The organism is Corynebacterium callunae, from assembly GCF_046592015.1.
In the GTDB taxonomy this organism is placed as follows: Bacteria; Actinomycetota; Actinomycetes; order Mycobacteriales; family Mycobacteriaceae; genus Corynebacterium; species Corynebacterium callunae_A.
This window is the reverse complement of the sequence record NZ_JAWVOB010000003.1, coordinates 232,112-257,791: the sequence shown is the minus strand read 5'-3', so window position 1 is coordinate 257,791 and position 25,680 is coordinate 232,112. Positions and strand designations below refer to the sequence as shown.

General features: G+C 53.7%; 22 protein-coding genes. 13 read left to right on the top strand and 9 right to left on the bottom strand.

The features are described 5' to 3' along the window. Positions 1–41: 41 nt before the first annotated feature. Complete coding sequence (locus SFC07_RS05655) at positions 42–185, bottom strand: hypothetical protein (protein WP_155268199.1); 144 nt, start codon at positions 183–185, stop codon at positions 42–44. Here SFC07_RS05655 and SFC07_RS05650 point away from each other — a divergent pair, their 5' ends adjacent. Together SFC07_RS05650 and SFC07_RS05645 are read left to right on the top strand one after the other, a co-directional pair. After that, a complete protein-coding gene (locus SFC07_RS05650; protein ID WP_411207255.1) occupies positions 186–545 on the top strand; it encodes an ArsR/SmtB family transcription factor in 360 nt (119 codons plus the stop codon). Further along, the gene (locus SFC07_RS05645; protein ID WP_411207254.1) at positions 545–1,150 is read left to right on the top strand and encodes a cadmium resistance transporter; all 606 of its coding nucleotides are present in this window, start codon (positions 545–547) and stop codon (positions 1,148–1,150) included. The genes SFC07_RS05650 and SFC07_RS05645 overlap by 1 nt, the downstream gene beginning before the upstream one ends. A gap of 564 nt (positions 1,151–1,714) precedes the next feature. Here SFC07_RS05645 and SFC07_RS05640 read toward each other — a convergent pair. The 3 genes from SFC07_RS05640 to SFC07_RS05630 form a co-directional block, all read right to left on the bottom strand. Next, the gene (locus SFC07_RS05640; protein ID WP_411207253.1) at positions 1,715–2,962 is read right to left on the bottom strand and encodes an amidohydrolase family protein; all 1,248 of its coding nucleotides are present in this window, start codon (positions 2,960–2,962) and stop codon (positions 1,715–1,717) included. A gap of 116 nt (positions 2,963–3,078) precedes the next feature. Beyond that, positions 3,079–3,687, bottom strand: coding sequence for a hypothetical protein (locus SFC07_RS05635; protein ID WP_411207252.1), 609 nt, complete (start codon positions 3,685–3,687; stop codon positions 3,079–3,081). 85 nt (positions 3,688–3,772) lie between these two features. Next, a complete protein-coding gene (locus SFC07_RS05630; protein ID WP_411207251.1) occupies positions 3,773–4,291 on the bottom strand; it encodes a hypothetical protein in 519 nt (172 codons plus the stop codon). Positions 4,292–4,421: 130 nt separating this feature from the next. Between SFC07_RS05630 and SFC07_RS05625 the strand changes: the two genes are divergently transcribed. Beyond that, on the top strand, positions 4,422–5,348 hold the full coding sequence (locus tag SFC07_RS05625; protein WP_411207250.1) for a Sir2 family NAD-dependent protein deacetylase: 927 nt from the start codon (positions 4,422–4,424) through the stop codon (positions 5,346–5,348). On the opposite strand, the gene SFC07_RS05620 is transcribed toward SFC07_RS05625, so the two are convergent. The 3 genes from SFC07_RS05620 to SFC07_RS05610 all read right to left on the bottom strand — a co-directional run bounded on the left by SFC07_RS05620 (position 5,345) and on the right by SFC07_RS05610 (position 8,064). Then, positions 5,345–6,331 (bottom strand): esterase/lipase family protein, encoded by a 987-nt coding sequence (locus tag SFC07_RS05620; protein WP_411207249.1) that lies wholly within the window; start codon positions 6,329–6,331, stop codon positions 5,345–5,347. The two genes, SFC07_RS05625 and SFC07_RS05620, sit on opposite strands and share 4 nt — an antisense overlap. Before the next feature lie 110 nt (positions 6,332–6,441). Further along, positions 6,442–7,344 (bottom strand): esterase/lipase family protein, encoded by a 903-nt coding sequence (locus SFC07_RS05615; RefSeq protein WP_411207248.1) that lies wholly within the window; start codon positions 7,342–7,344, stop codon positions 6,442–6,444. Positions 7,345–7,470: 126 nt separating this feature from the next. Then, a complete protein-coding gene (locus SFC07_RS05610) occupies positions 7,471–8,064 on the bottom strand; it encodes a MarR family winged helix-turn-helix transcriptional regulator (protein WP_411207247.1) in 594 nt (197 codons plus the stop codon). Between the two features lie 87 nt (positions 8,065–8,151). On the opposite strand from SFC07_RS05610, the gene amn reads away from it, so the two are divergent. The 3 genes from amn (at position 8,152) to SFC07_RS05595 (ending at position 11,784) form a co-directional block, all read left to right on the top strand. Further along, positions 8,152–9,600 carry an AMP nucleosidase gene (gene amn / locus SFC07_RS05605; protein WP_411207246.1) on the top strand — a complete coding sequence of 483 codons (1,449 nt, stop codon included), beginning with the start codon at positions 8,152–8,154 and terminating at the stop codon, positions 9,598–9,600. A gap of 253 nt (positions 9,601–9,853) precedes the next feature. Then, a complete protein-coding gene (locus SFC07_RS05600) occupies positions 9,854–11,320 on the top strand; it encodes an aldehyde dehydrogenase (protein ID WP_411207245.1) in 1,467 nt (488 codons plus the stop codon). A gap of 134 nt (positions 11,321–11,454) precedes the next feature. Further along, positions 11,455–11,784 (top strand): hypothetical protein, encoded by a 330-nt coding sequence (locus SFC07_RS05595; RefSeq protein WP_411207244.1) that lies wholly within the window; start codon positions 11,455–11,457, stop codon positions 11,782–11,784. A 100-nt stretch (positions 11,785–11,884) separates the two neighbouring features. Here the strand turns inward: SFC07_RS05595 and SFC07_RS05590 are convergent, their stop codons facing one another. Continuing rightward, the gene (locus SFC07_RS05590; protein ID WP_411207243.1) at positions 11,885–13,249 is read right to left on the bottom strand and encodes an MFS transporter; all 1,365 of its coding nucleotides are present in this window, start codon (positions 13,247–13,249) and stop codon (positions 11,885–11,887) included. A 152-nt stretch (positions 13,250–13,401) separates the two neighbouring features. Here SFC07_RS05590 and SFC07_RS05585 point away from each other — a divergent pair, with 152 nt between their 5' ends. The 6 genes from SFC07_RS05585 (at position 13,402) to SFC07_RS05560 (ending at position 20,338) form a co-directional block, all read left to right on the top strand. Next, the gene (locus SFC07_RS05585; protein ID WP_411207242.1) at positions 13,402–14,214 is read left to right on the top strand and encodes a PaaX family transcriptional regulator C-terminal domain-containing protein; all 813 of its coding nucleotides are present in this window, start codon (positions 13,402–13,404) and stop codon (positions 14,212–14,214) included. Between the two features lie 118 nt (positions 14,215–14,332). Continuing rightward, on the top strand, positions 14,333–15,859 hold the full coding sequence (locus tag SFC07_RS05580) for an FAD-dependent monooxygenase (RefSeq protein WP_411207241.1): 1,527 nt from the start codon (positions 14,333–14,335) through the stop codon (positions 15,857–15,859). A gap of 2 nt (positions 15,860–15,861) precedes the next feature. Further along, positions 15,862–17,664, top strand: a complete 1,803-nt coding sequence (locus SFC07_RS05575) for an acetate--CoA ligase family protein (RefSeq protein WP_411207240.1) — start codon at positions 15,862–15,864, stop codon at positions 17,662–17,664. Positions 17,665–17,688: 24 nt separating this feature from the next. After that, complete coding sequence (locus tag SFC07_RS05570) at positions 17,689–19,350, top strand: (2,3-dihydroxybenzoyl)adenylate synthase (protein WP_411207239.1); 1,662 nt, start codon at positions 17,689–17,691, stop codon at positions 19,348–19,350. Positions 19,351–19,457: 107 nt separating this feature from the next. Next, the gene (locus tag SFC07_RS05565) at positions 19,458–19,901 is read left to right on the top strand and encodes a hypothetical protein (protein ID WP_411207238.1); all 444 of its coding nucleotides are present in this window, start codon (positions 19,458–19,460) and stop codon (positions 19,899–19,901) included. Then, entirely contained in the window at positions 19,883–20,338 is a 456-nt protein-coding gene (locus tag SFC07_RS05560) for an RNase H family protein (RefSeq protein ID WP_411207237.1), read from the top strand. The genes SFC07_RS05565 and SFC07_RS05560 overlap by 19 nt, the downstream gene beginning before the upstream one ends. Position 20,339: 1 nt before the next feature. Here SFC07_RS05560 and SFC07_RS05555 read toward each other — a convergent pair whose 3' ends face one another. Further along, positions 20,340–21,644, bottom strand: coding sequence for an MFS transporter (locus tag SFC07_RS05555; protein ID WP_411207236.1), 1,305 nt, complete (start codon positions 21,642–21,644; stop codon positions 20,340–20,342). Positions 21,645–22,036: 392 nt separating this feature from the next. On the opposite strand from SFC07_RS05555, the gene SFC07_RS05550 reads away from it, so the two are divergent. Next, positions 22,037–25,549 carry a proline dehydrogenase family protein gene (locus SFC07_RS05550; protein ID WP_411207276.1) on the top strand — a complete coding sequence of 1,171 codons (3,513 nt, stop codon included), beginning with the start codon at positions 22,037–22,039 and terminating at the stop codon, positions 25,547–25,549. The last annotated feature ends 131 nt before the right edge of the window (positions 25,550–25,680 follow it).

Genomic DNA, 25,680 nt, shown 5'->3' with positions numbered 1-25,680 from the left:
CACTGGTCTGGGCCGGAAGCTGCCGGCAATAGCCCTCACCTTTAAATCACGTCGGGAACACCGCCAACTAGGCAGCCGCTTCCTTCCTGCGCAGTGAAGGCCTCAGCCTGAAAGTGCAGACGACCTCTGGCAACGACGCCACCCCATGTCGAAGTTAGTTCAGCAACAGCTGTATAGTTCAGCACATGCTGACTATTGCTTCTCGTCTAGACGTGATGAACCGGTTGGGTCGGGCCATGGCGGATCCGACTCGTTCCCGCATTCTCCTGGCGCTGCTGAAGGGGCCGGCCTACCCGGCCACTCTCGCCCAGGATCTGGAACTGACGCGCTCGAACGTGTCGAACCATCTCGCCTGCCTGAGGGACTGCGGAATTGTTGTCGCCGAACCGCAGGGGCGACAGACCCGCTACGAGATCGTTGATGCTCATCTGGCGCAGGCGTTGAACGCGTTGCTGGATATCACCCTGGCCGTCGATGACAACGCCGAATGCATCGACGCCGGATGCGCCGTACCTGGGTGTGTCACTGGACAGGAGAGTGCGTAGTGGTAACCGGTCTACTGTCGGCGATTGGTCTGTTTATCGCCACCAATATCGACGATATCATCGTGCTCTCGCTGTTTTTTGCCCGCGGGGCGGGGCAAAAAGGGACCACGCTTCGGATTCTGGCTGGTCAGTACCTCGGCTTCATGGGCATCCTCGCGGCCGCAGTCCTGGTCACGCTGGGGGCAGGAGCATTCCTACCTGCTGAGGCGATCCCGTACTTCGGACTAATTCCCCTGGCCCTGGGACTATGGGCGGCCTGGCAGGCCTGGCAGGCCTGGCGAAGCGATGATGACGACGATGATGATGCGAAGATCGCCGGGAAAAAGGTAGGTGTGCTGACCGTCGCCGGTGTGACGTTTGCCAACGGTGGCGACAATATCGGCGTCTACGTCCCGGTCTTCCTCAACGTGGACACTGCCGCCGTCATCATCTACTGCATCGTTTTCCTCGTCCTGGTGGCAGGCCTGGTCCTGCTGGCAAAGTTCGTGGCCACCCGCCCGCCCATCGCAGAAGTCCTTGAGCGCTGGGAGCACGTGCTGTTCCCGATCGTCCTGATCGGCCTGGGCATCTTCATCCTCGTCAGCGGCGGCGCCTTCGGCCTCTAATAAGCCCATCCCGAGCGCCCGGGGGGCCTATCCAGGTGTTGCCATCGGCGTCGACTGAACCGCCAAACGAAGCTGCAAGTCACAGCGGTTTTAGGGTGTGTGCCACCTGTTGCTCTGGGGTATACCCTAATGAGACATGTTGTTCAGAAACGTTTTCCCTGTATCACCATGTCCTAATCCTTAATTTTGATGCACTTCTCATTAAGGCCAATAGCCATAATGAGGCAAAGGGAACATCATTACATGACTCGGAACCTCCTTTGCGAGGTGGGTGGCCCTACCCGCATTTTCACTACACCATAAATTACGGTCGAGACTGGGGTCATTAAACAGAATCGGTTGATACCAGTCTCATCTGTGGTTGCAGGCCCTATGGAACTTGCCTACAAGCGGTAGATTCAATCGATCGTTTTGCCAGGTCATGTCCAAGCGGCAAGTGTGGAGTTTCTGAAAACCTGTTCCACGCGCGCAGGTAGTGTTGGGATTATTGCCAGAAATTTTCACTGGATAGTTAAATTGCTTTTCGACGCCCCAACCAGCAGCGCGGCGTCGAAAAGCGGGGCCTTAAAGGCCCCAATTAACCTGTGCTGGCTGGCGGGAAATAATGGTTTTGCCGCGGTGAATGCTTAGCAGCACGTCGGACTTGCGTTGGACTGCGGTTTTTTCGTTGGGGGCGTCAATGATGAGGAGGTTGGCGGGGGCGTTCTCGGCGATTTCATAATCGGCGAGGCCAAGGTTGCCGGCGGGGTTGGTGGTGATGAAGTCAAAGGGGGTATCTAGGTGGTTGGCGGTGAGCATGTGTGAGACGTGGAGTCCGGAGTCGAGGATGCGTAGTGGATCTGCGTCGCCCATGGGGTAGAAAGGATCATTGAGGGAGTCTTGGCAGAAGCTGACTGGGATGCCCCATTCGCTAAGTTGTTTTACCGGAGCTACGCCGCGGGGGATGGGGCCGTTGTAGCCCAAGCCTTGGAGGTGCAGGTTCTCATTGGGGCAAACCGCAAAGCGGATCTTGGATGCTGCAATCTTAGGCAACAGGCGCGCCATGTAGCCGGGTGAGTAGTATGCCATTGCTACAGAGTGGGAAACCACAGTGTGTTCACCCATGGAACGCTTATTGGCTTCGGCTGCCATGACCTCGACAAAACGGGATTGGGCATCATCAATTTCATCGGTGTGCACGTCAATGGGCTTTGAGTACTTTTCAGCCAGATCAAAAAGCCACTTGAGGGAAGCTACGCCATCATCGCGGGTGGGCTCCAAGTGAGGAATGCCACCAACAACATCGGCACCAGCTGCCATGGCATCAACCATGAGCTTATCGCCACCTTCATAGGCATAAATGCCATTTTGAGGGAAGGCGACAATTTGGATATCGCACCATTCGCGAACTTCATCGCGTAGTTCTGCGAGAGCCTCAAAACCAGCGAAGGTGGGATCGGTGACGTCAACGTGGGTGCGGATAAATCCCACTCCATTTTCGGCGGCACGGCGAGCTGCAGCCAGGGCCTTTGCCTTGATGTCTTCCTTGATGTGGAAGCCCTGGGCTTTACGATCTGCCCAAATGCCAATGGCCTCAAAAAGGGTGCCGGAGGAATTGACCCGAGGTACGCCTTCGGTGTTGGCGTAATCGAGGTGAATATGGGCCTCGGCAAATTGTGGGGTGGCAATGCGGCCGACAGCGTCATAATCATCTGCGCGGGTATCGTCTGCTGCCCTTAGGGAAGAGGGGGTGATGGAGGTGATCTTTTCACCCTCAATCTGAATGTCTACCAGCTCGGCGTTATTTCTAATTTGGGCGTTAAGAATGCGCACAAGAACTCCATTTGCTCAGCTAAATCTATATTTTTAAGACTGGGAAAACCAGCCCCCTAATATTCTATAGATCGATAGGTAGTTTTTCACAATGGGGGCGAGGAGCTCTTGGCAGGTTAGACAATCATGGTGAATTGGCGGAGGAAATTAGCCATCATGGCATCTGCGTCAGCAACTTCAACCTGGCCTTGTCCCAGAATTTCAATGGTCTTCATCGGGGTTCCGGTGTTTGAACGCACGGATCCTAAGACGGCTGCAGCATCGGTAATGGGGGAGTCAACGGTACCGCTCGCGCCGGGGGTTGGGGTGGCGGTGGTGCTTCCGGCTCCGGATGCTGCTCCAGCTCCAGTTCCGGTAGTGCCGGTGCTGTCCGAGGTGCCAGTACCGGCTCCAGTACCTGATTCGGTGGCAGATTCTGTAGCTGCGCTGCCGACTGTTCCTTTAAGTCCACAGCTTTCAGCTGCTGCATCAACACGCGCGAGAGCAGCCAAAATTTCATTACCACGGGAATCAAAAGCAGCCAGCGCCTGGGCTTGAGCTACTTTGTTTTGATAATCAGCATCAGAGGTCCAGTAGGCTGCTGCGGTATCGCAGGAGATGTCACCCGAGGGAACCTGGGCAAGCATGGCGCCAACTGCAGCATGAGATGCAGGAACTGTGGAGAGCGAAAGCACGGCGGTGCCAAGGAGGACTGGGGCTAAAAGTCGAGCAGGAAACGTGCGCATGTTTAGAGTATGTCACCTCAAAGTAAAAAGGGGCCCTGTAAAAGCCGGAAAAACCAACTCTTACAAGGCCAAAACCACAAGTTATTTAGATGTGGATACTAAACTGAGCCAAGAACTGCTTGACGATCTGGTAGAGATCAGGAAGCTGAATTCCGCCAACACCTGGAACCTGAACGGTGTAGGAAGGGGTGCCAGCTGGTGCTAGAGAAACTACTGGAGCAGCTGCTGCAGGAGCTGGGGTGTTGTTGGTGACGCCAGCATTTCCGCCGGTATTTCCACCAGTGTTGCCGGTGTTGGTGGTGCCACCCTTGAGGCCACAGCGGTTGGCTGCTTCATCAACGCGAGCGAGAGCTGCCTTGATCTGAGGGCCACGGGAATCAAAAAGTGCGAGGGCATTAGCCTGGGCAACCTTGCTGTTGTAATCAGCTTCGGTGGTCCAGTACTTTTCTGCCTGGGAGCAGGAGATCTGGCCGGAAGGAATTGCAGCGAGGGCATCATCAATTGCGTCAGCGGATGCGGTTGCAGGTGCAGCTAGAGCGGCAGCTCCAACGAAGGTAGCGGTCAGGGTGAAGGAACGGGACTTAGCGGAGTTGAGAATGCTCATAGGCAATAAGAATACGGGAGTTATAAAAGTAAACAAGTGTTAACAGTGGGAGTTCATTCATAATTAATTAAGAAAACTCTTGAAATTCTCCCAAAGCACTTCATTTTGACTATGGTCTAGCATTGTTTTTGTGTTCGATCCTCAAATCGCCCAGGCTCATAACTCTGCACTGCGATCAATTGCTCGAGTTGTCTCAGAAACCACCAAACCCCTGCCAAAAGATCAGGCGCTAGCCGGCGTCGTAAAGCTCTTAAAGGCCGGGAACGTGCTGGCCTTGACCGGGGCCGGGGTGTCTACGGACTCCGGCATCCCCGATTATCGCGGGCCTGGTGGCAGTTTGAGCAAGCATCGGCCGATGACTTACCAGGAGTTTCGTCATGATCCGCAGGCCTCGCACCGCTATTGGGCGCGGTCTTTTGTGGGGTGGCGGTTGATGGATCAAGCGGCGCCTAACCGCAGCCATTATGCCCTGGTTGAGTTGGAACAGCATGGATATTTAAGCGGTGTGGTCACCCAAAATGTGGATGGTTTGCACGCGGCGGCAGGCACCAAAAATCTTGTGGCTCTGCATGGAGATTTGGCCACGGTGGTGTGCCTGAACTGCGGTTATAAAGAAGACCGCCACCTTTTTGATGAGCGTTTGGAGCAGGCTAACCCCGGTTATGTGGCCTCCATCAAGCTTGATCCAGACGCCGTGAATCCCGACGGCGATGTGACCCTTGATCAGGCTCATGTTGATCGGTTTAATATGATCGGCTGCGTCAATTGTGGCTCTCAGCTGCTCAAACCCGATGTAGTTTATTTCGGCGAACCTGTGCCTATAGAGCGCAAAGAAAAAATGAAAACGCTTTTCGACGCCTCCACCGCGGTGCTCGTCGCAGGTTCTTCCCTTGCGGTCATGAGTGGGTATCGGATTGTTATTGAAGCTCAGCGCGCCGGGAAACCCGTGGCCGTGATTAATGGTGGCCCCGGGCGGGCCGACTACCGTGTGGAAATTTTATGGCGCACTCGCGTTGCCCCTGCCTTTGACGACATTTTGGACGCTTTGGAGCTTTAGTTCTCAGCTGGGGTTTCGGTCGGGGTTTCGGCTTTGCAGAGGCGGGCGAGGTCAGCGCGCACCAGGGCGCGAACCCGAGAATCATAGGGCATATTTTCGTGCAGTACCACCGAGTTTGGGTCCAAATTTTCTACCCAAATATTGCGAATGCGGCTGGCATCTTCTGGGGAATCTGGCTGCAAGAAGCAGGTTTCTGGGGGCTGGATGACCGTATCAAAATGAGTGGCGATGCACAGATAAGATACCCCAGGATCAAGATCGCCACCCTCATTGATGGCCTTGATGATCTCGTTGTCACGGATCATCTCAAAACCAGCGCTGCCAAACCAACTCTGGACGACCGAGTTGGCCACGCTTTCCCCACGATTGCTGCGCAGTAGGGGACTAATAATCCCACCCATGGTGGTGCCATGATTGGGAACTGCCAGGCAGACCATATGTTTTACCTTGTCAGCATTGCCCAGCACACGCATCCAATATCGCAGCAGCACTCCGCCTTGTGAATGGCCCACCAACACCACCTGAGATGCGCCAGTTGCCAGCAAGACTGTATCTATATAGGCGCCAATTTGAGCTGCGGATTCCGGCACCGGGCCGGTGGCACGCTGCCCGAAATCTGGAGCAAAAACTGCCCATCCATCTTTTCTTAGCTCTGCGCCCAATTCCTGCCAATCACCTTTAGTCGTACCGGTTCCATGTACTAAAACCACTGGCCAAGGGCGGTCAGCAGTGGGGCGGGCCCGCCAATCATCCTCAAAAAGCCCGCGAGGTTTGAGGCGGGCAAGAACTGGGAGGGAACCGGTGGTGTCTTCATTAAGTTTGGAGCGATTTTTGTGATCGCGGTAATAGTTGCTGACGATCTCGCGCACCACATCCTCGGACAGGGAGTCTGCCTGGGGCGCATCATCTGTGGGGAGGTTCTTCCACACTGCTCTGAGTGCGTTTGTAAGTTCTCTGCGGAGATCGCTAAAGGCTTCAACCATGGCCCCAACTTATCCCAAGTACGCGGGGTGGGCTAGGTGGTTAGGGCTGTTGGCTCGGTTGGTTCTGGCGGCCGGGTTTGCTCGGGTAACCGAGTTGGGCTGGCCGGGGATTAGCCGAGCCGGGCTACGCGGTCCAGCTCGGCGCGCACAATTTCAATAACCCGCGGATCTCGCACCATATCATTGTGGCGAATCATGGCGCGCGGATTATCATCCTCTACCCAAATGTTGTGAACACGGTTGGGATCATCGTCTTCGGTCACCTCCAAAAATGCCACCTCCGGTGGCTGAATGAAGGGATCAAAATGAGTGCCCACGCAGGTATAAGTCACGCCTGGGTCAAGATCTCCACCCTCGGCCAAAAACTCAATAATGTCGTGGCCTCGTAATTGTTCAAAGCCGGTTGGACCGAACATGCTGTGCATGATTCTTTCCATGGTTCCTTCACCGGTCCGAACCTTGGTTAAAGGGTGCAAGATTCCGCCCATGAGGGTGCCGTGGTTCGGTACTGAAAGTGAAACCATATGCCGCACCTTCATATATCCGCCGTAGGAACGCATCCAATAACGTGCCACCACGCCACCTTGGGAATGGCCCACCAGCACTACCTGCGCAGCACCTGTGACAAGGAGGACGGCGTCAATATAGGCGCCGATTTGAGCTGCTGATTCTGCAATGGGGGCAGTGGCACGGTGTCCAAAATCGGGAGCAAAAACTGCCCAACCTTTGGCGCGCAGTTCACCGCCCATTTCTTCCCAGGATCCTTTGCTAGCGCCAGAACCGTGAATTAACACCACTGGCCAGGGTCGCGCATTGGTGGGACGAGCCCGCCAATCGTCTTGGAAAAAACCTTTGGGTTTTAGACGAGCGGTGAGTGGCAAGGTGATATTTGTAGCGTGATCATAAAGCTCTTGGGTGAGCTCTTCGGCGAAATCTTCGCGGGGATTTCGGCGTATTTTAGCGATGCCACGGTCAACTGCACGGCGCAGCATTCCAGAATGTTCCTGGGACATGCGATCACATTAACCCTTACTGACCCACGGCGCGCGCTGAAAAATGGGGCGCTGGGTTAGGGCGCTAGGCCGAGGGTGCCCGGGTAGGACCCGCGGGTTAGGACCCGCGGGTTAAAAGCCGTCGGTTTAGGAAGTGTGGTTTTCGCGGCTCAGCGTTGCGCGTGATCCAGCCAGCAGCTTATTAAGCAGGGAAATAAGCAGGTCTTGTTCAATGGGAGTAAGTTCATTGGCCCACTGTTCTTCAAGTTCTTGCTGCTTGGGGGCCATTTCTGCAAGGTAGTTTGCACCTGTTGGGGTAATGCTGAGGAGTTTGGAGCGTTTATCTGTAGCAGCAGTTTGTTGATCCACAAATTCTAGTTTAAGCAGCGGTTTTAGAATATTGGATAGTGCAGAATTACTCATGCCACTGAGCTGTGCCACATGAGCAGGGGAGAGGGGACCGTGCTGTCCAATGATGCTGAGCACCCTAAAGGCAGCCCACGTGGAGTGCTGGGGGCGGTGAAGTGTGGAATCAAAATCATAGGAAACCAGATGGGCGCTGTGCTCTAGTGCTTCGACCAAACGAGTGGCAGTGGGTGCGGGAGTCTGGGGCAGTCCAGCTTCGGGTCCTCGGGCAATCCCAGCTCCAGGCGCCTCGACAGTTCCAGCAACAGGTGGCATTGCAGCTACATCTGCCGTGGCTGGCTGCGTCTTTTTCCCAGATGTCTTTTTTGATAGCACTGCTGTGTCCTGCCTTTTTCTCTTAATTTCCCATCCAGGATTCCACATCCACGGCGCCGGTGCGCCAGCACAGTTAGTCTAGGGCGCATGGAAACAAACGTGGCACCAGGCATGCAAAAAATGGGCAGTATCGACGAAGCGATTAACACGCTCATTGAGATTTATAACCGCTCCACCGAACTGGCTAAACAAACCTTAGAAAATGAAGATTATGCAGCCTATGCGGATGTGGTTTATCCCAAACTCATCGTGGACGTGCTGAAGTGGAAGCCCATTGACCGCACTGAGCCCTTTGGTTATGTGGATAAAGCCGGCCGTTATTCTGCAATTCTTTCCAAGCCCCACATTATTGAGCCTTATTTGCGGGAACAGCTCACCCGCTTGACCAGCAATTATCCTTGCTCAATTGAGGTCGGCCCCTCCGATGTGCGAATTCCGCCTGAGTATATCCGCGACGCTCCCTCGGCCTCTGAAGCGCGCCGGGCTGGTGATGTGGCTGATATTATTCCTCGCCCCACCCTCGATGAGGTGCAAGATGCCATTATTGATGGCGAATGGGAAGCATTTAATGGCGAGGAGCAGCCACTATTCCACTTTGGTCCGCAGCGTTTTGATATCGCCTGCGCGCGTATTGAGCACTACACTGGCATCCAGGTAGATCACGTACAGAAGTACATCTTATTTACTAACTACGCCATGCACACCACGGAGTTTGTGCATTTTGCCATGAATGAACTGTCATCTGGCAGCTCACGTTATGTGGCGCTGTCTTTGCCCAATGGCCAGCTGATTGATGCAGAAACCGCTGTGTCCTTGCAGGAAGAAGGCGGAGCTGGCGCCCTTGATCTGGCGAGCCGTTTCCAAATGCCCCGTTATGATCTGATCACCGAGGCAGGCGATGGCATCACCATTATCAATATCGGCGTCGGCCCCTCTAACGCGAAGACAATCACCGACTGCCTTGCCGTTTTGCGCCCCGAGGCGTGGGTAATGATCGGCCACTGCGCTGGTCTTGATGCGCGCATGCGAATCGGCGACCTCATCCTCGGCAACGCCTACCAGCGTGAAGATCATATTTTGAATAATCGCATTCCTTTGGGCAATCCCATCCCGGCCATTCCTGAGGTACAAAAAGCACTGGAATCAAGTGTGAATGAAATTTACGGCGATGATAATGAGCTCATGCGTACCGGAACCGTGCTTTCCACCGATGACCGCAACTGGGAGTGGCATACCCCGCGCAACCTGTGGAATTGGCTTAAGGGTTCAACTGCCGTAGCCGTGGATATGGAATCTGCAACACTTGCCACCAATGGCTACCGCTACCGAATTCCCTATGGCACCTTGTTGAGTGTGTCGGATTTGCCTTTGCATGCGGTTCCCAAGCTGCCTGCGCAGGCTCAGGCCTTTTACTCAAATTCCAAGGAGGCGCACCTGATGTGCGCTGTTCGCGCCATGGAATACCTGGCGGTTGACCCTGAGCGCCTGCGCACCCGCAAGTTGCGTCGCACGCTCGGCGAGGTGCCCTTCCGCTAAAAAGATGCTTTTCGACGTCGCCTTTTAGCGTCTGAAAGTAGTGAGGTTGACATCTCAACATGTGACATTGGTTGGTGGATAAAGACTAATTTTTATTTATAAATAACTACTGATTTAAAGATTGGCCAGGACTTTTACGGTTAAAAATAATAAGTTTGTAACTTGAAACACGTCATGTACATTAGTGTGATGTAACGCTAGAATCGTTGGAAACTCGTTCTCTGTTATACATTTCCTTGGAAAGGGAGACACTGTGACCACTGCTCAACCAATGAAATCCCAACTCATTATTGACAATGAAAAGCGTCCAGCCAGCAATGGCGCCACCTTTGATCGTTTGCATGCACAGGATGGCCACGTTGTCACTACTGGTGCTGCAGCTTCCGTCGAAGATGCCATTGCTGCTGTTGAATCCTGCGCCAAGGTTTTCCCAGGCTGGGCCAAGACCGGCCCAACTGAGCGTCGTCGCATTTTGCTAAAGGCCGCTGATCTTCTAGAAGAGCGCGCTGAAGAATTCATCGCCACCATGACCGCCGAGGTTTCCGCTGCTCCCGATTGGTCTGGGTTCAACGTATATCTCACCACCCAGGTGCTGCGTGAAGCTGCTGGTATGGCATCCCAGCTTATGGGTGAGACCATGCCAAATGATCGCGGTGTGTTGTCTATGACTGTGCGCCAGCCTGCTGGTGTTGTTTTGAGCATGGCACCATGGAATGGTGCTGGCGTTTTGGGTATGCGCGCCTTGGCTTATCCTCTGGTCTGCGGAAACCCTGTTGTTTTCCGCGCTTCCGAGGGCAGCCCTCGCACCCACGAAATGCTCGTCGAGGTTCTTATCGATGCAGGCCTGCCAGCTGGTGTAGTCAACTTCATTACCAACCGTCCTGAGGATTCCGATCAGGTTGTTGAAGCCATGATCGAGCACCCTGCTGTGCGTCGTGTGAACTTCACCGGTTCCACCAAGGTTGGCCGCATCATCGCTGAAAAGGCAGCTCGTAACCTCACCCCAGTGCTTCTTGAACTCGGTGGCAAGGCTCCGCTGGTAATTCTTGATGACGCAGATGTTGATGGCGCAGTTAATGCTGCAGTATTTGGTGCATTCATGTACCAAGGCCAGATCTGCATGTCTACCGAGCGCATCGTTATCGATGAGAAGATCGCTGATGAATTCGTCGAAAAGTTCGCAGCTCGTGTAGCTCAGCTCAAGACTGGCGATCCAATCAAGGATCCTTCCGTCCAAATCGGTTACGTCTACCACGCTGGCAACGGCGAGCGTATCAACGCGATGATCGATGATGCCGTTTCAAAGGGTGCCACCATCGCAGTTGGCGGCCATGCTGATGGCGCAGCTCACCGACCTTCCGTCCTTGACCACGTCACCCCAGAAATGCAGATTTACAGCGAGGAGACCTTCTCTCCAATCACCGCTATCATCCGCGTTAATGGCTACGATGAGGCAATTGAGAAGGCTAATGACACCGAATACGGCCTGGCTGCAGCAGTTCACGGCACCGATTCTTTCCGCACCCTCCAGGCTGCAATGTCTATTGATGCCGGCCACGTCCACATCAATGGCGCCACCGTGCAAAATGATGCCAACGCTCCTTATGGCGGCATGAAGAACAGTGGTTATGGTCGCTTTGATGGTCGCACCGTCTACCGTGAATTCACCGAAGAAAAGTGGATCACCATTGAAGATCCAAAGCAGCAGTACGCACTGTAAATAAGTAGGTAGTTCTGCTTAAGTTCCACCTTTAGGTGGGGCGTTTAGAGGGCATGGTCTCGAAGCATTTTCGAGATCATGCCCTCTACTTTTGCTACGGTGAATTGGCATGGGGCTTTTGAATGGGAGCAAGCGTGAAACTCGGAACCTCTTTCAACTTCTGCTGCTATCTCTCATCTTCGCAAGCGCGCTTGCGGTGGCTACAACTCGGTCAGTTGCTCTCAGTTTTAACTCTGGGGCTGGTACTGGTTATCGCAGGGGTCAACTGGCATAAAGCCAGACAAAAGAATGGAGCCCTCACCACTGGTGAACACAAGGGCTTGGATGTACTGCTGATTATCTTTTCTGCCCTTGTTTTACCTCTGTCGTTTAGAGATGCAGGTGCCATAGGGGCTTTGGCGGCATCAGTAATTGGTGGGGTCATCTTCTACTGGGCTGGTGTGCGTGATTTACGTCGTGGATGATTTCATTTTCACGTCGACCACCTGAACTCCGTGCGCGCAGCAAAAACTCCCCGGACAGTGCCTATTTTTAGGCTACTTCCGGGGAGTGGTTTGTGGAGCTTTAGTGGTGAGATAGGTCTAGCGGCTGCCTGCCAACTACACCTTTACGGCGAGGTACCAGGCCGACGGCAATCATGCCGACAACTGCAGGCACAGACCAGACTGCAAAGTTCACGAAGGTTGGGTAACCAGCAGCAACCAGCACACCGCCAAGGGCAATTGCCAGCACCGCACCGATACGGCCAATTCCGAGGGTGAGGCCCAGTGCAGAAGCACGAGTTTCGTTGTCGTAATAGGTAGCCACAAAGCCATTAAGTAGGATCTGAGCGCCGATGGAACCGAAGCCAACAACAGCAACCAGTGCGTACATACCAACTAGTGGTACCACGCCAGTGGACATGATCAGCAATGCTAAACCGGAGGAGGTAAAAGAGAAGAAGGTGATAATGCGCGGTCCAAAGCGATCGGCCAGGTAGGAAGTAATAACCACACCAACTACCGCACCGATATTCACGGTCAACAAGAAGCTCAGTGAAGACGCCAGGGAGTAGTTCGCCAGGATCATAAGCTGTGGCATCCACGTATTAAGGCCATAAACCAAGGTCTGGCCTGCAATGCCAGCTAGGCAGAACAAGATGGTGGCAAGCGCGGTCACGCCGCTAAACATGGTGGCCAGGCGACCTTTTTTAGCTTCTCGACGTGGCTCTGCCGCAGCGTTAGCAATAGGAGCGGGGCTTGCATGTGCAAGTCCATATTCATCTTCCACCTTTTCAGCTTCTGCAATTCGACCACGTGCACGCAAGAATGCAGGGGATTCAGGCATGAGGAAGAAAATAAGCGGAACGATGGTTACCACAGGCAGTGCACCGATTGCCAGCATGCCGCGGAATCCGATGTGCTGCAAAAGTGCCATTGCAAGCAACGCCGCCATGATGCCGCCGAACGCATAGCCGGAGAACATCAGTGCATTGTTGAAGTTTCGACGATGTGGCTTGGAGAACTCAACGGTAATTGCGATAGCGGTAGGAATAACGCCACCCAGGCCAATACCTGCCAAGAAGCGGAAAATACCGAAAATGACTGGAGTTGGAGCAAGTGCTGATCCCAGCATAAGAAGGGAGAAAGCGGTGATGCTAAAGAGTAGAACTTTCCTTCGGCCGATGATATCTGTGAGGTAACCAACCAAAATGGCGCCGAGGAACATACCAGCGAGGGCGTAACTGCCATATGCACCGGTTTCCACTGGGGTTAGTCCCCATGGTTCGTATTTCAGCAGGGCGGGAGTAATAGCTCCATAAACCACCAAGTCGTAGCCATCAAAGATGATGGTGACAAAGCAGAGGACAATAACCCAAGCCGCAGATTTTTTGGGTTTGTTGTGTGTGGATGATGGTGTCTGTGTCGTATTCTCAGGGGATATCGTCATGAGTGCTCCAAACAAGAAGGGGGCAATGAGGTGGCTCTAATCAACACCAAACTGTGATTAGTGCAACATGTAACATGAATGATGAAATCAGAATATCAAGTGTTTCACAAGTCTTTTGTGGAAAAGATTTATAAAAAGCGGAGGAACTGCAAATGATGGCCAAGCCTAAAGATCTGGTTATGGACCTTTTTGGCGACTATGTGCGCTATATGGGGGGCAGTATTCGGGTGGGGCAACTTACCCAACTTCTCGAGCTTTTTGAGGTGGAACCAGCGACGGCGCGCGTAACCATTTCCCGTATGCGTAAAGATGGTTGGTTTGAAACTGAGCGCCATGGCCGTGAGATTTCCTACCATGCCACCGACCGACTGATGCAGATTCTGGAAGATGGCCGCGAACGCATTTTCTCCAAGGCGCAGCCTGTTTGGGTGGGCAGGTGGACCACGGTGATTTTTGATGCTGCTGCGCTGGGGAAGGTGGAATCTAAACTGCTTACTACTGGCTTGCAGTGGGAGGGATTTGCCCAGCTCAATGGTAGTAGCTGGATTTGTCCACGCGATGTGAGGGAAAGAATTCGTGCTAAATATGCCACTAAAGATGGCTCTGTTTTTGTGGCCAATTTGTGGAGCGGATCGCTTGATGAAGATAAGCGTTTGGCGGAAACCTGCTGGGATCTGACGGGAATTTCCGAAGTCTATAAAAACTTCATTGAGCGCTGGGAACGGAAATTGGCCGGCGGAATTGAATCTCTAAGTGCTGAACAAGCTCTTATTGTCCGCGTGCGTATGGTTAATGAATATCGCTCTTTTATCTACCGTGATCCCATGATGCCCAAGGCTCTGTTGCCTGAAGATTGGTGTGGAGATGAGGCCTTTTCTTTCCTCACCGATATGCACCGTGATTTGGGTCCTCTAGCGATGGAGGCTGTGGCGGAAGTGTTGTTTGAGGAATCTGCTGAAAAATAATTTGTAACAAAAGATGGACGAATTGGGCTTAGGTTGTTATATTTATGAGGTGACTTGGATCACCGGGCATTAAAGCTCGTGATCTAAACTATTTGAGGCTAAGAAGAAAGTTGATCAAATGAGCATTCGTGTTGCCTGCATCGGTGGCGGCCCAGGTGGCCTCTTCACCGCGACCCTCATCAAGCGCTACCTCCCAACCGCAGAAGTTGTTGTCTTCGAGCGCAACCGCGAAGAAGATGTCTTCGGCTTTGGCGTCGTTTTCTCTGATGCCACCCTGCGCCGCATCACCGAGGCTGACCCAGTTTTGGATGACGTCCTTAAGGAAAAGGGTCGCCACTGGGATGCCATTGAGGTCTGGAGCAAGGATGAGAAGCACTCCTTCGCAGGCAATGGCATGTCCGCAATTCACCGCAAGGCATTGTTGCGCGCACTGCAGGCAAAAGCTGCCGAAACTGGCGTGGAGCTAAAGTTTGCCACCAACATTGCTTCCTACAAGGAACTTGAAGGCTTTGACCTGATCGTTGCTGCTAACGGCACCAACTCCGCCACCCGCAAGGAAATCGGCGAGGACGTGCTCGGACACGAGGTTGTTCAAGCCAGCGCAAAGTTCATCTGGTTTGCAACCACCCGCATTTTTGATGGCTTGACCTTCCTGCACCGCAGGAGCGAGCACGGCAGCTTCGCTGCTCACGCTTACCCAATTAGCGATGAACTCTCCACCTTCATCGTCGAAGCCGATGAGGCAACCTGGCGTGCAGCCGGCCTGGATGAATTTGATGTCACCCAGACCCCTGGTCCTTCAGATATGAAGTCCAAGGAATATGTCGAGGCACTTTTTGCTGAAGAGCTTGAAGGCCACGAGATTGTTTTTAACAACTCGCGTTGGGCAAACTTCAACACCCGCAGCACCAAGACCTGGTTCAAGGACAATGTTGCACTTCTGGGCGACGCCATCCACACTGCTCACTTCTCTGTCGGATCCGGCACCAAGATGGCTATGGAAGATGCCATCATCTTGGCCCAGGAAGTCGCCAAGCAGCCAGACAATATCCCAGCTGCACTGCAGGCCTACCAGGATATTCGTAAGCCAGCTGTAGCCAAGGTCCAAAATGCAGCCCGTCCAAGTTTGAGCTGGTGGGAGCACTTCGGTCGCTACTACGACAACCTGAATCCAGTACAGTTCACCTTCCACTTCTTCTCCCGCTCCATCAACCGCGCTCGTATTGCCCAGCGCGATCCTGAGTTGGTAGCCAAGACTGAAGCTGCATGGAAGGACAAGTACGGCGCTGATGTTGAGGCAACTCCGATCACCATCGCTGGTACTGAGTTCCCAAGCCGTATTTTCCAGGTTGCAGATAACGCGCTTGTAGCAGGCGATGTCAAGGTTGCACTCGATGCTGAAGGAATCACTATTCTCGCAGCTCCTGATGCTGCTGAGAGCATCGATGCAGACGTCGAAAAGCTTCCTGCTACCGGCACTGTTGTGATTCATGGTGGCGACGCACTTAACCGTCGTCTCTTGGCTGAAGAAGCGCGCTTTGCGCGCAAGCTCACCGTTGTACTTGTTGAAGAAGCGGATGAAGATGCCGCAATTACCGCTGTCCTTTCCGGCCGTGCAGACGCCGTCGCCCAGGGAGAAATCTAATCATGACTGCTTCAGTAACTGAAAAGTTCCAGCCAGTGTTCGCGCCACGCAGCGTGGCGATCATTGGCGCATCCAAGAGCCCAGGCAAGCTTGGCTCCGTCATGGCAGAAGCAATGTCTGACTACGATGCACCAGTATTTTTGATCAACCCTCGCGGTGGCGAAGGCATGTACACCAGCGTTGAAGAAGCCTCCAAAGCCGCAGGCCACCCCATTGACCTGGCAATCTTGTGCATCCCCGCAGCCTTCACCGCAGCATCTTTGGCAGACTGTGCCAAGGGCGGCGTTAAGGCTGCACTGCTATGCGCCGGCGGTTTCGCCGAAGCGCAGGGCGAAGGCTACCAGTACGAAGAAGAAATGCAGCAGGCAGCTAAGGAAACCGGAATTATCATTCTGGGACCAAACACCTCAGGCTACTTTGTGCCAGGAATTGGCCTGCACGCCAGCTTCGTGCCAGGTGTTGCTGAAATCCCTACCGGTGCAATCGGCGTGGTCTCCGCTTCCGGTGGCGTTAACCACTCCACCTGCTTCCGTTTGCAGCGTGCCGGAGTAGGCATCAGCCTCGGCGTCGGAATCGGTGGCGGCGTGGGCGTGAACTCCGCAGATGTTGTTGATTACCTTGCCGAAGATGACAACACCTCAGTCATCATCCTGCACCTCGAGACCATCCCAGATGGCCCTCGTCTGGCTGCATCGGTACGCCGCGCAGTTCAGAAGAAGCCAGTGATTGGCATGGTTATCGGCAAGCATGACGTGAAGGAATTCGCCGAGCGCCACACCGGATCTTTGGCCACCTCCTGGCATGCAACCCGCTCCATTTTGGAGCAGGCTGGCGCTGTTATTGCTGAAGATGAGCAGGAAATGGTGGAGATGGCCATCGCCCTGGAGCATCAGCGCATCGCTGAGCAGCGCGATCCAGGCATTGCACTGCTCACCGGCCAGGCTGGAACCGGCTTGATCATGCACGATCACCTGCTCAACGCAGAGGCACGCTTCACCGAGCTGCAGCCTGAAACCATCGCACAGATCGAATCCCTGCTGCCTCCAATGACCTTCCAGCACAACCCTGTTGATACCGGTCGCCCGGCCATCAACTTCTGGGAAGTTATGAAGGCTGTTACCGAAGATCCAGGTGTGAGCGCGCTTGGTGTCTACAGCATCGTGGAATCCCTCGTGCACCTGCCAACCGCAGTGGAAGAATCCGGCGCCCTGGGCAAGCTCCCCGTTGTGCTCGGCACTGACTCCATCACCAGCTCCACCGACAAGGTCATCGCTGATGCACGTGCAAAGGGTATCCCAATGGTGCTCGGACCAACCGCCGTTGCACGTGGCGTAAAGGCCTTGGCCCGCGATGGCCACGCACAGTGGGCAATTGCACAGCCAGCAGTTGCTGCATCTGCAGAGCTCGCAGCTAAGCTTTTCGACGCTGCCACTGCCGAAAACACCGACGCAGCAGCAGAGGTACAGCTAGTTCTCGGCGCACACCGCGATCCAGTTTTTGGACCTGTTGTGACTTGTGGTCTGGCCGGAACTGCCGAAGTTGTCTCTGAACCAGTCATTCATTTGGCTGAAGTTTCTTTGGCTGATGCCGACCGAGTTATCCGTACAATCCCAGGTGCAGCACTTTTGCATGATGCAGAAGGTAACTCCAAGGTTGACCCAGCAGAACTGGCTGAAATTTTGGCTACCCTGGGCAAGCATATTGCGGATAATGAGAGTGTAGAAAAGATTACGCTCAAGCCAGTTGCTGTAACTGCTGAAGGCCTCAAGTTTGGGGCCGCAGAAGTTACCAACAAACTGGACTAGCACAATGAAGGAGCTTTAAACGCAATGATGGAGGATCTGGAAGCTGGTATCACCCGCTGGCCTGCTGAGCTGGAAAAAGCATATGTAGAAGCAGGCTATTGGGAGAACCGCAGCCTCGGAGAGCAGATTTTTGCCGTCGCTGACCAATTTCCAGATCGTATTGCGGTTATTGATCCTGACACTGGGTTGGAATTAACCTTCGCGCAGTTATGCCAACGCGCCGACGCAGCAGCGGCACGTTTATTAGCGCTGGGTTTCCAACCCGGTGACCGCGCAATTGTTGCCTTACCCAACACAGCATCCTTTGTTATTTTGCTGTTGGGTATGTTGCGCGCCAGCGTCTTGCCGGTACTTGCTCTGCCAAGCCACCGCCACTTTGAATTAAAAACTTTAGCTATAGCTTCCGGTGCTCGCGCCTATATCGCATCCGATGTGGTGCGAGGCTGTGATCACCGTGACCTCGGCAAACGCCTCCAAGAAGAGGCTCCTAGCCTGGAGATGATCATCATTGAAGGTGAGCCACTAGCAGGTCAAATAGACTTAATGGACCTTTTGGCGCCACCAAAGCCCGCCGAAATTGAGCCTTTGCGTAAGCGTTTTGATGCGCTTGATCCACCAGCGAGTCAACCAGCATTATTCCTATTGTCGGGTGGTACCACCGGAGTTCCAAAACTTATTGTGCGCACCCACAATGACTATGTGTACAACGTCAAGGCTTCATTGGCAGTAAATGAGTTCCTGGAAACAGATGTGTTTTTGGCTGTTATGCCAGTAAGCCACAACTTCCCATTGGCTTGCCCCGGTGTTCTTGGCGCCTTGCTGGTTGGTGCTAAAACAGTGATTACTGCAAGCCCCAATCCGGTAAAAGTTTTCCCGATTATCGCCAAGTATGGAGTAACCCATACGGCACTTGTGCCGGCAGTGGCGCAATCATGGATTGATTATCAGCACCTCAACCACACCAAAGACCTGATTACATTGGAAACCTTGCAGGTGGGTGGATCTCGTATGCCAGACTCCCTAGCTATCAAAGTAAATGGTGTGCTTGGTGCTCATTTGCAGCAGGTCTTTGGCATGGCTGAGGGCTTAGTGAATATGACCAGGCTTACTGATCCAGAAGTGGTTATTAACACCACCCAAGGTCGCCCAATCTCACCTGCAGATGAAGTCCGTGTGGTTGATGAGAACTATAAAGATGTAGCGCCAGGTGCAGAAGGCGAAATCTTGACCCGTGGCCCCTATACTCCCCGTGGTTATTTCGCTGCACCCGAAGCCAATGCCAAGTCCTTCCATGATGGTTGGTACGGCTCCGGCGATGTTGTACACCGCCGCCCAGATGGCAACTTAGTGGTTCATGGCCGCAACAAAGACATCATTAACCGTAGTGGTGAAAAGATTTCTGCTGAGGAAGTGGAATCCTTCATTTACTACATCGAAGGAGTTTCGCGGGCAGCTGTTGTTGCCATGCATCATCCCATCTTGCATGAGGATGTCTGCCTGGTAGTGGAATTAACGGGACGGCAAGAACTCACAGTTTCCGAGGTTACCGATCACCTTGATGCCTTTGGTGTAGCTCGCTTTAAACACCCAGCCAAGATCATCGTGGTTGATCATATCCCCATGACCAAGATCGACAAGATCGATAAAAAGTCACTGCGTGATTTTGTAGCCAAGCAGCTCAGCTAGTTTTTAGAGGTTTTCGAGAGTTTTTCGAACAGCGTGCGTGCCAGTGTCCAGGTGATGGTTCATACTGGAAGCACACGCGCTAAGAAAAACTTCAAGAGGAGACCAGCATGAGTGCCATTGCTGTCATCCACCATTTCCGTTATAGCGATGGCGAAACTCTGATCTTCGCAGCGGTAGATGGCCAGGTGCTTTTTGATCGCTGGAGTTCGCACCCTACTGATGCCAGCATGCGTTCGGATATTGTTGATGCTTTCCTCGACATTTGGAATGCTCACGGTGCCAATGGCCTTATTATTTATGTTTCAGACCGCACCATTAGCCGTCTGCTGAAAGAACAAAGTGAGGCTTTTCCTGGCCTGCAAGTACGCGACGTGATTATCGGAAAGCGCTTCCAAGAAACCTGGACGGTATGCCGCAACTCCCATTCACAGCAGCATGAAGCTCAGCGCCCGCAGCCAGCAGTGGTGGAAAAACGCTGGCAACGCTGTTGGTGGTTGCTACCGATGCCTCAAAGGGGAAAAACAAGAAAACCGTGGGCATTTCAGCGGTGACGGCCGAGGGACACATCCGGGCCCGCGAACTGGAGCTAAAAAGCATTTTAGACGGAGAACTGGCGGCCATTCATTTGGCTCTCACCAGCTTTGCTAAACGTGCACAGCGCTTTGAAATTCTCACTGACCCACAAAAAGCCGTGCAATATGTCCAAGGCAGAACCAGACTGAAATCTGAGGTGGGGGAGTCCCTGAAGAAAGCTATGGATGAACTAGCCACCCTTGGTATTGAGGTTTCTGTTTCTTGGGTGCGCGGCCACAATGGGCATGTGCTTAATTCCTATGCTGACAGAGCAGCAGTAATTGCGCGTCGTTGTGCACAATTTGGCACTGACAATAAAGCCCAGTTATTAAAAAATCTCCGAGCAGAATTGCACTCGGAGATCCAGGGAATTGAACCACAACAGTGGCTCCTTCAACAGCACGTGGCTGCTTAGTTTAGGCCTTTTCACCCAACATGGGGCGAATGCCAATTAGGGCAAGAGCTGCGAAAACCACAACAACGGCTACGCCAGAGTAAAGGGCCAAAGGCGACCAGCCGGCGTCGAGAAGCGCCCCGACGGTGATGGGCGCAAAGATGGCGCCGAAGCGGCCCACGCCGATTCCCCAGCCCACGCCGGAAGTCCGCAACGCGGACGGGTATGAAGCAGGGGTGACGGTGTACAGGCCAGCAACGCAGCCATTAATAAGCATGCCGACGAGCACTCCGCTGCCAAATGCCAAAGCGGGGATGGAAGTGGTGGTGATGAAGATGACCAGCGTGATTGCGGAGAGCACAGCGAACACCATCAGCGTGCGACGGGCATTAAATTTGGTGGTCAGCACACCATAAATGAGGGAGCCGAAGGTGCCGCCGAGGGTGAGCATGAGGCCGCCGATAATGCCTTGGTTCTGGCTCATGCCGGATTCTACCAGCAGTTTTGGTGTCCAGGAGTTGGCAAAATAGAAGCCGAACATGATGAAGATGAAAGCAGCCCAGAGTTTGAGCGTGGTGGATCGATAAGGGCTGGTGAGAAGATCAACGAGGCGGGCGTTGGTGGAATTGTCCGCACTAACGGCACCCAAACCAGCACTTGCATCCTTGCCCAGACGTTGGGCAATCTTTTGGGCTTTTTCTTCAGCCCCCGCAGGGCGCTTAGTGCGCAGGTAGTCCACGGATTCAGGAATGGTAAAAGCCACTAAAAGCAAACCAACAGCGGTGGCTGCTGCACCGGCAACAAAAACGGAACGCCAGCCCAAAGTTGGGATCAACTGCGCTGCCAAAAGGCCACCCAAGGTAGCGCCCAAACCATAACCTGCGGAGTAGATGCTCACCGCCATGCCGCGATTGCGGTTATTGGAATATTCACTGGTAATCACGGTGACAGTGGCTAGAATGCCACCGATGCCAATACCGGTAATTACTCGCCACAGGCCCAATTGGGTGGCAGATCCAGCAGTAGCTGAAAGCGCTAGGCCAAGGAAACTAATAGCCAGCGCCAACATGAGGATGCGGCGGCGTCCGAAGCGATCGGCAAGCGGACCTAAAATTAGCGCACCAATACCCATGCCGATGAGGCCAGCACTAAGCAAGAGGCCAAGTTGGCTGCCATTCAAGCCAAATTCTTCCGTGACGGGATTGGCAGTGAAGGCGAGTGCGAGCACATCGTAGCCATCGAGTGCATTGAGAAATGTTGCCAGTGCAACGATGTACCACTGGTATTTACTCATGGCGGTGGTATCAATTGCTTGTCTAATGTCCATATGTGCCTTTCGGGCCTCTAGGTGCGATTTCAGGGATGGTGACGGGTTTAACATTTACCGCACCTGTGCAACAAAGCCTGAATTAACCAAGGGGTTTTATACAGAGTTCAATCCCTGCCTAAACGAGCGGGATGTGCACGTGATTTGAACGAGCCCTTAAGGCGGGGCAGCGGGCATAAAATCTGCTTTTGGGTGCCGAAAAGGGGGTAGGACCGCATATGTTGACAGCTTTATGCGCTGCATAAACGCCAATTTTTGGGTGCCGGTGGGTGGGGGAGGGGTGTTCCCCAAGCCCTTTTTGGGGTTATGTTGGTGCGCACACCCCTGAAGCACCGTGTTCAAGATCTGGATAAGGATTCTTGTTGTCACACAATGCAGCAATGGTCCTTGCCATGAAGAAAAGGAGTTTTGCCAAAGTGTCACACAATGCAGCAACATCCCTGAATCTGCCCGTTGAGCTGGCCACTCTCACAGATCAAGCGGTGCACAAAGTGCGCGAGTGGTTGGAGTACAGCAAGAAGGAAAGTGTGCCCAACGCGGATGCCCAAAGGCTGGCAACAGTCCTGCAAGATCCCAATGGTTTGGAATTTACGGTCGGCTTTGTAGACCGTGTGGTGCGTACTGAGGATACTGACGCAGCAGCTCGCGCTCTTTATGAACTGGGCAAAATTATGCCCACCACCATGTCCTTTTTGGATCGTGCTCAAATTCAGGCAGGTTCTTTGCTCGGTCGCAGGCTTCCCAAAGTAGTGGTGCCAGCCGCTCGTGCGCGTATCCGCCAGATGGTGGGGCACATGATTGTTGATGCCTGCGATAAGCCTTTTGCCAAGGCTGTTTCTGAAATCCAGTCCGATGGACACCGTCTCAACATCAACCTCTTGGGTGAAGCAGTGCTGGGTACTAAGGAAGCCCAAAAGCACTTGGATGATACCGTGCGTTTATTGCGTCGCCCCGATGTGGATTATGTCTCCATCAAGGTGTCCTCGGTAACCTCCCAAATTTCCATGTGGGGCTTTGAGGATACTGTTACCAATGTTGTAAAGCAGCTCACCCCGCTTTATACCGAAGCTGCTCGCGCGCCCCAAGGCACCAAATTTATCAACCTTGACATGGAGGAGTACCGCGATCTGCGCCTGACCATGGAGGTGTTTAAGCGCCTGCTTTCCCTTGAAGAGGTCAAGGGCTTGGAAGCTGGCATTGTGCTGCAGGCCTATTTGCCCGATGCGTTGGGAGCCATACAGGAGCTTGTCGAATTCTCCCGCCAGCGCATTCAAGCAGGTGGCGCCGGCATCAAGGTACGCCTGGTCAAGGGTGCAAACCTGGCGATGGAGCGGGTCCACGCGGAAATTGCGGGTTGGCCACTTGCCACCGAGCCCAGCAAACAGGCCACCGACGCCAACTATAAGCGCGTTCTTTACTGGACCATGCGCAAGGAAAATATGGAAGGCCTGCGATTGGGCGTGGCCGGCCACAACCTCTTTGATATCGCCTTCGCTCATTTGCTCTCTGTGGAGCGTGGCGTAGCCGAGCGCGTGGAGTTCGAAATGCTGCACGGCATGGCCACCGATCAAGCCCGCGCGCTCAGTGTCGACGTCGGTGACCTGCTGCTTTATGTGCCCGCCGTGCGCCCCGCCGAATTCGACGTGGCAATTTCCTATCTGGTGCGCCGCCTTGAAGAAAACGCCGCCAGCGAAAACTTCATGTCCGCCATTTTTGACCTGGACAGCAACAACGCCGCGTTCGCCCGCGAGGAGGGTCGCTTCCGCGCCTCAGTGGCTGAGCTTTCTACGCTTCTCGACGCACCCCTCCCGGGTCCCAACCACACCCAAAACCGTGCTGCCGAGGAAACACTCGAAAATAAAACGGTTGAAATTACACCTTTTGCCAATGAACCAGACACCAACCCAGCGCTGCTCCAAAACCAAGAATGGGCCACTCACGCACTAGCACGGGCAACAGAACCCGGCTGGTTGGAAGCTCAAGCAGCACCTGCACCCTTGGCACAAGCAGAGGTAGATCCGCTGGTTCTGCAAGTTCAGGAAGCTGCCCGTGAATGGGCTGCAGTGCCAGCCATTGAAAGAGCACGCATTCTCTACCGCACCGCCGAAATTTTGAGTGTGCGCCGTGGCCACCTGGTATCAATCGCTGCTGCTGAAGTAGGCAAAGCCGTTGAACAAAGCGATCCCGAAATTTCCGAGGCCATTGACTTCGCTCGCTACTATGCACATCTGGCACTACAGCTTGATGATGTGGACAATGCCACCTTTGAACCTGATCGCGTGGTTGTTGTTACCCCGCCGTGGAATTTCCCCATTGCCATTCCGGCTGGTTCCACCTTTGCGGCTCTGGCAGCTGGTGCCGGTGTAATCCACAAGCCATCCAAGCCCAGCCAGCGTTGTTCTGCTGCCGTGGTGGAAGCCCTGTGGGATGCTGGTGTTCCCCGCGAGGTTTTGCACTGCGTATACCCAACTACCCGCAGCACTGGTAAAACCTTGATCAGCCATGAGGGTGTGGATCGCGTGATTCTTACCGGATCCTCTGAAACTGCCGCCATGTTTTCTTCCTGGCGTCCTGAGCTCAGCATTAACGGTGAGACCTCCGGCAAAAATGCCATTGTGATCACCCCTTCAGCAGACCGCGACCTCGCCGTTGCTGACCTGGTGAAATCCGCCTTTGGACATGCTGGTCAAAAGTGTTCGGCTGCATCGCTAGGCATTTTGGTGGGCAGTGTTTATGACTCTGAGCGTTTCCGTCGACAATTGGTGGATGCTGCCTCCTCACTTATTGTGGATTGGCCCACCAACCCCGCTGCTACCGTGGGACCACTTACCGAGCTCCCCAGCGATAAACTCCAGCATGCATTGACCACCTTGGAGGAGGGCGAGAGCTGGTTGCTTAAACCACGCCAGCTTGATGACTCCGGACGTTTGTGGTCACCGGGCATTAAAGAAGGTGTAAAACCTGGAACCTTCTTCCACCTCACCGAGGTTTTTGGACCAGTGCTGGGGCTGATGAAGGCTAAGGATTTACAAGAAGCCATCAACTACCAAAATGGCAATGACTACGGCCTCACCGGCGGTTTGCAATCACTTGATATTGCTGAAATCAAGACTTGGTTGGATCAGGTTGACGTGGGAAATGCCTACGTTAACCGCGGTATTACCGGTGCCATCGTGCAACGCCAGTCATTTGGCGGGTGGAAGAAGTCTTCGGTTGGCCTGGGCTCTAAAGCAGGCGGACCCAACTATGTGATGCTCATGGGAACCTGGCACGATAAACCAGAAATTGATGCACCACATCTGGAGAGCCCACTGCTTAAGCGCCTTGATCTTTCAGCTACTGAGCTGGAGTGGTTGGAAAAGGCCAATGCAAGTGATGAAGCCGCCTGGAGCTCGGAATTTGGAACCCCACGCGATCCTTCTGGACTTCAGGCAGAAGCAAATATCTTCCGCTACCGTCCCGCTACCGTCGTAGTGCGTATTGATAGTGATGCCACTGCGCGCGATGTTGCTCGCGCTATTTTGGCTGCGCGCCGGGCCAAGAGCAAGGTGCAGGTGCTGCAAACCGCAGGAGTATCTGAGGCTGTGCGAGACGTGCTTGCTAAAGCCAATGCCACAGTTGAAACAGTGGAGGATGATGTCTTTATGTCTAAGCTGCTTCGTGGTGACTATGACGATGGAGCCAGCGTGCGCATTCGTTATATCGGAACTCCACGCGCAATGCTGCGGGAAAGGCTAGCTGTACGGCCCGAAATCGCGCTGCTTGATGATCCTTTTACCGCGTCTGGACGAGTGGAATTACGCAACTGGCTAAAAGAGCAGGCAGTCTCGATGTCTTTGCACCGTTTTGGCAATCCAGTTGCCGCATTCCATGAGCTCGCAGCTGAATTAAAGAAGGAACATTAGTACCCCCAACACCTTTTCACCCCCTACCTGGGCTTTAAACCTTAAAAAAGACTAAGAGGGTCTCAGGTGGGGGTGAATCTGGGCATAACATTCCGATTACGGTTTCCTGGAAGCATGTTTTCTTCCTCTTC

Coding starts and splice junctions, on each gene's coding strand:
- SFC07_RS05650 (WP_411207255.1), top strand. CDS start 186: ATGCTGACTATTGCTTCTCGTCTAGACGTGATGAACCGGTTGGGTCGG.
- SFC07_RS05635 (WP_411207252.1), bottom strand. CDS start 3,687: ATGCGCACGTTTCCTGCTCGACTTTTAGCCCCAGTCCTCCTTGGCACC.
- SFC07_RS05630 (WP_411207251.1), bottom strand. CDS start 4,291: ATGAGCATTCTCAACTCCGCTAAGTCCCGTTCCTTCACCCTGACCGCT.
- SFC07_RS05620 (WP_411207249.1), bottom strand. CDS start 6,331: ATGGTTGAAGCCTTTAGCGATCTCCGCAGAGAACTTACAAACGCACTC.
- SFC07_RS05615 (WP_411207248.1), bottom strand. CDS start 7,344: ATGTCCCAGGAACATTCTGGAATGCTGCGCCGTGCAGTTGACCGTGGC.
- amn (WP_411207246.1), top strand. CDS start 8,152: ATGGAAACAAACGTGGCACCAGGCATGCAAAAAATGGGCAGTATCGAC.
- SFC07_RS05590 (WP_411207243.1), bottom strand. CDS start 13,249: ATGACGATATCCCCTGAGAATACGACACAGACACCATCATCCACACAC.
- SFC07_RS05585 (WP_411207242.1), top strand. CDS start 13,402: ATGATGGCCAAGCCTAAAGATCTGGTTATGGACCTTTTTGGCGACTAT.
- SFC07_RS05580 (WP_411207241.1), top strand. CDS start 14,333: ATGAGCATTCGTGTTGCCTGCATCGGTGGCGGCCCAGGTGGCCTCTTC.
- SFC07_RS05575 (WP_411207240.1), top strand. CDS start 15,862: ATGACTGCTTCAGTAACTGAAAAGTTCCAGCCAGTGTTCGCGCCACGC.
- SFC07_RS05570 (WP_411207239.1), top strand. CDS start 17,689: ATGATGGAGGATCTGGAAGCTGGTATCACCCGCTGGCCTGCTGAGCTG.
- SFC07_RS05565 (WP_411207238.1), top strand. CDS start 19,458: ATGAGTGCCATTGCTGTCATCCACCATTTCCGTTATAGCGATGGCGAA.
- SFC07_RS05555 (WP_411207236.1), bottom strand. CDS start 21,644: ATGGACATTAGACAAGCAATTGATACCACCGCCATGAGTAAATACCAG.
- SFC07_RS05550 (WP_411207276.1), top strand. CDS start 22,037: ATGAAGAAAAGGAGTTTTGCCAAAGTGTCACACAATGCAGCAACATCC.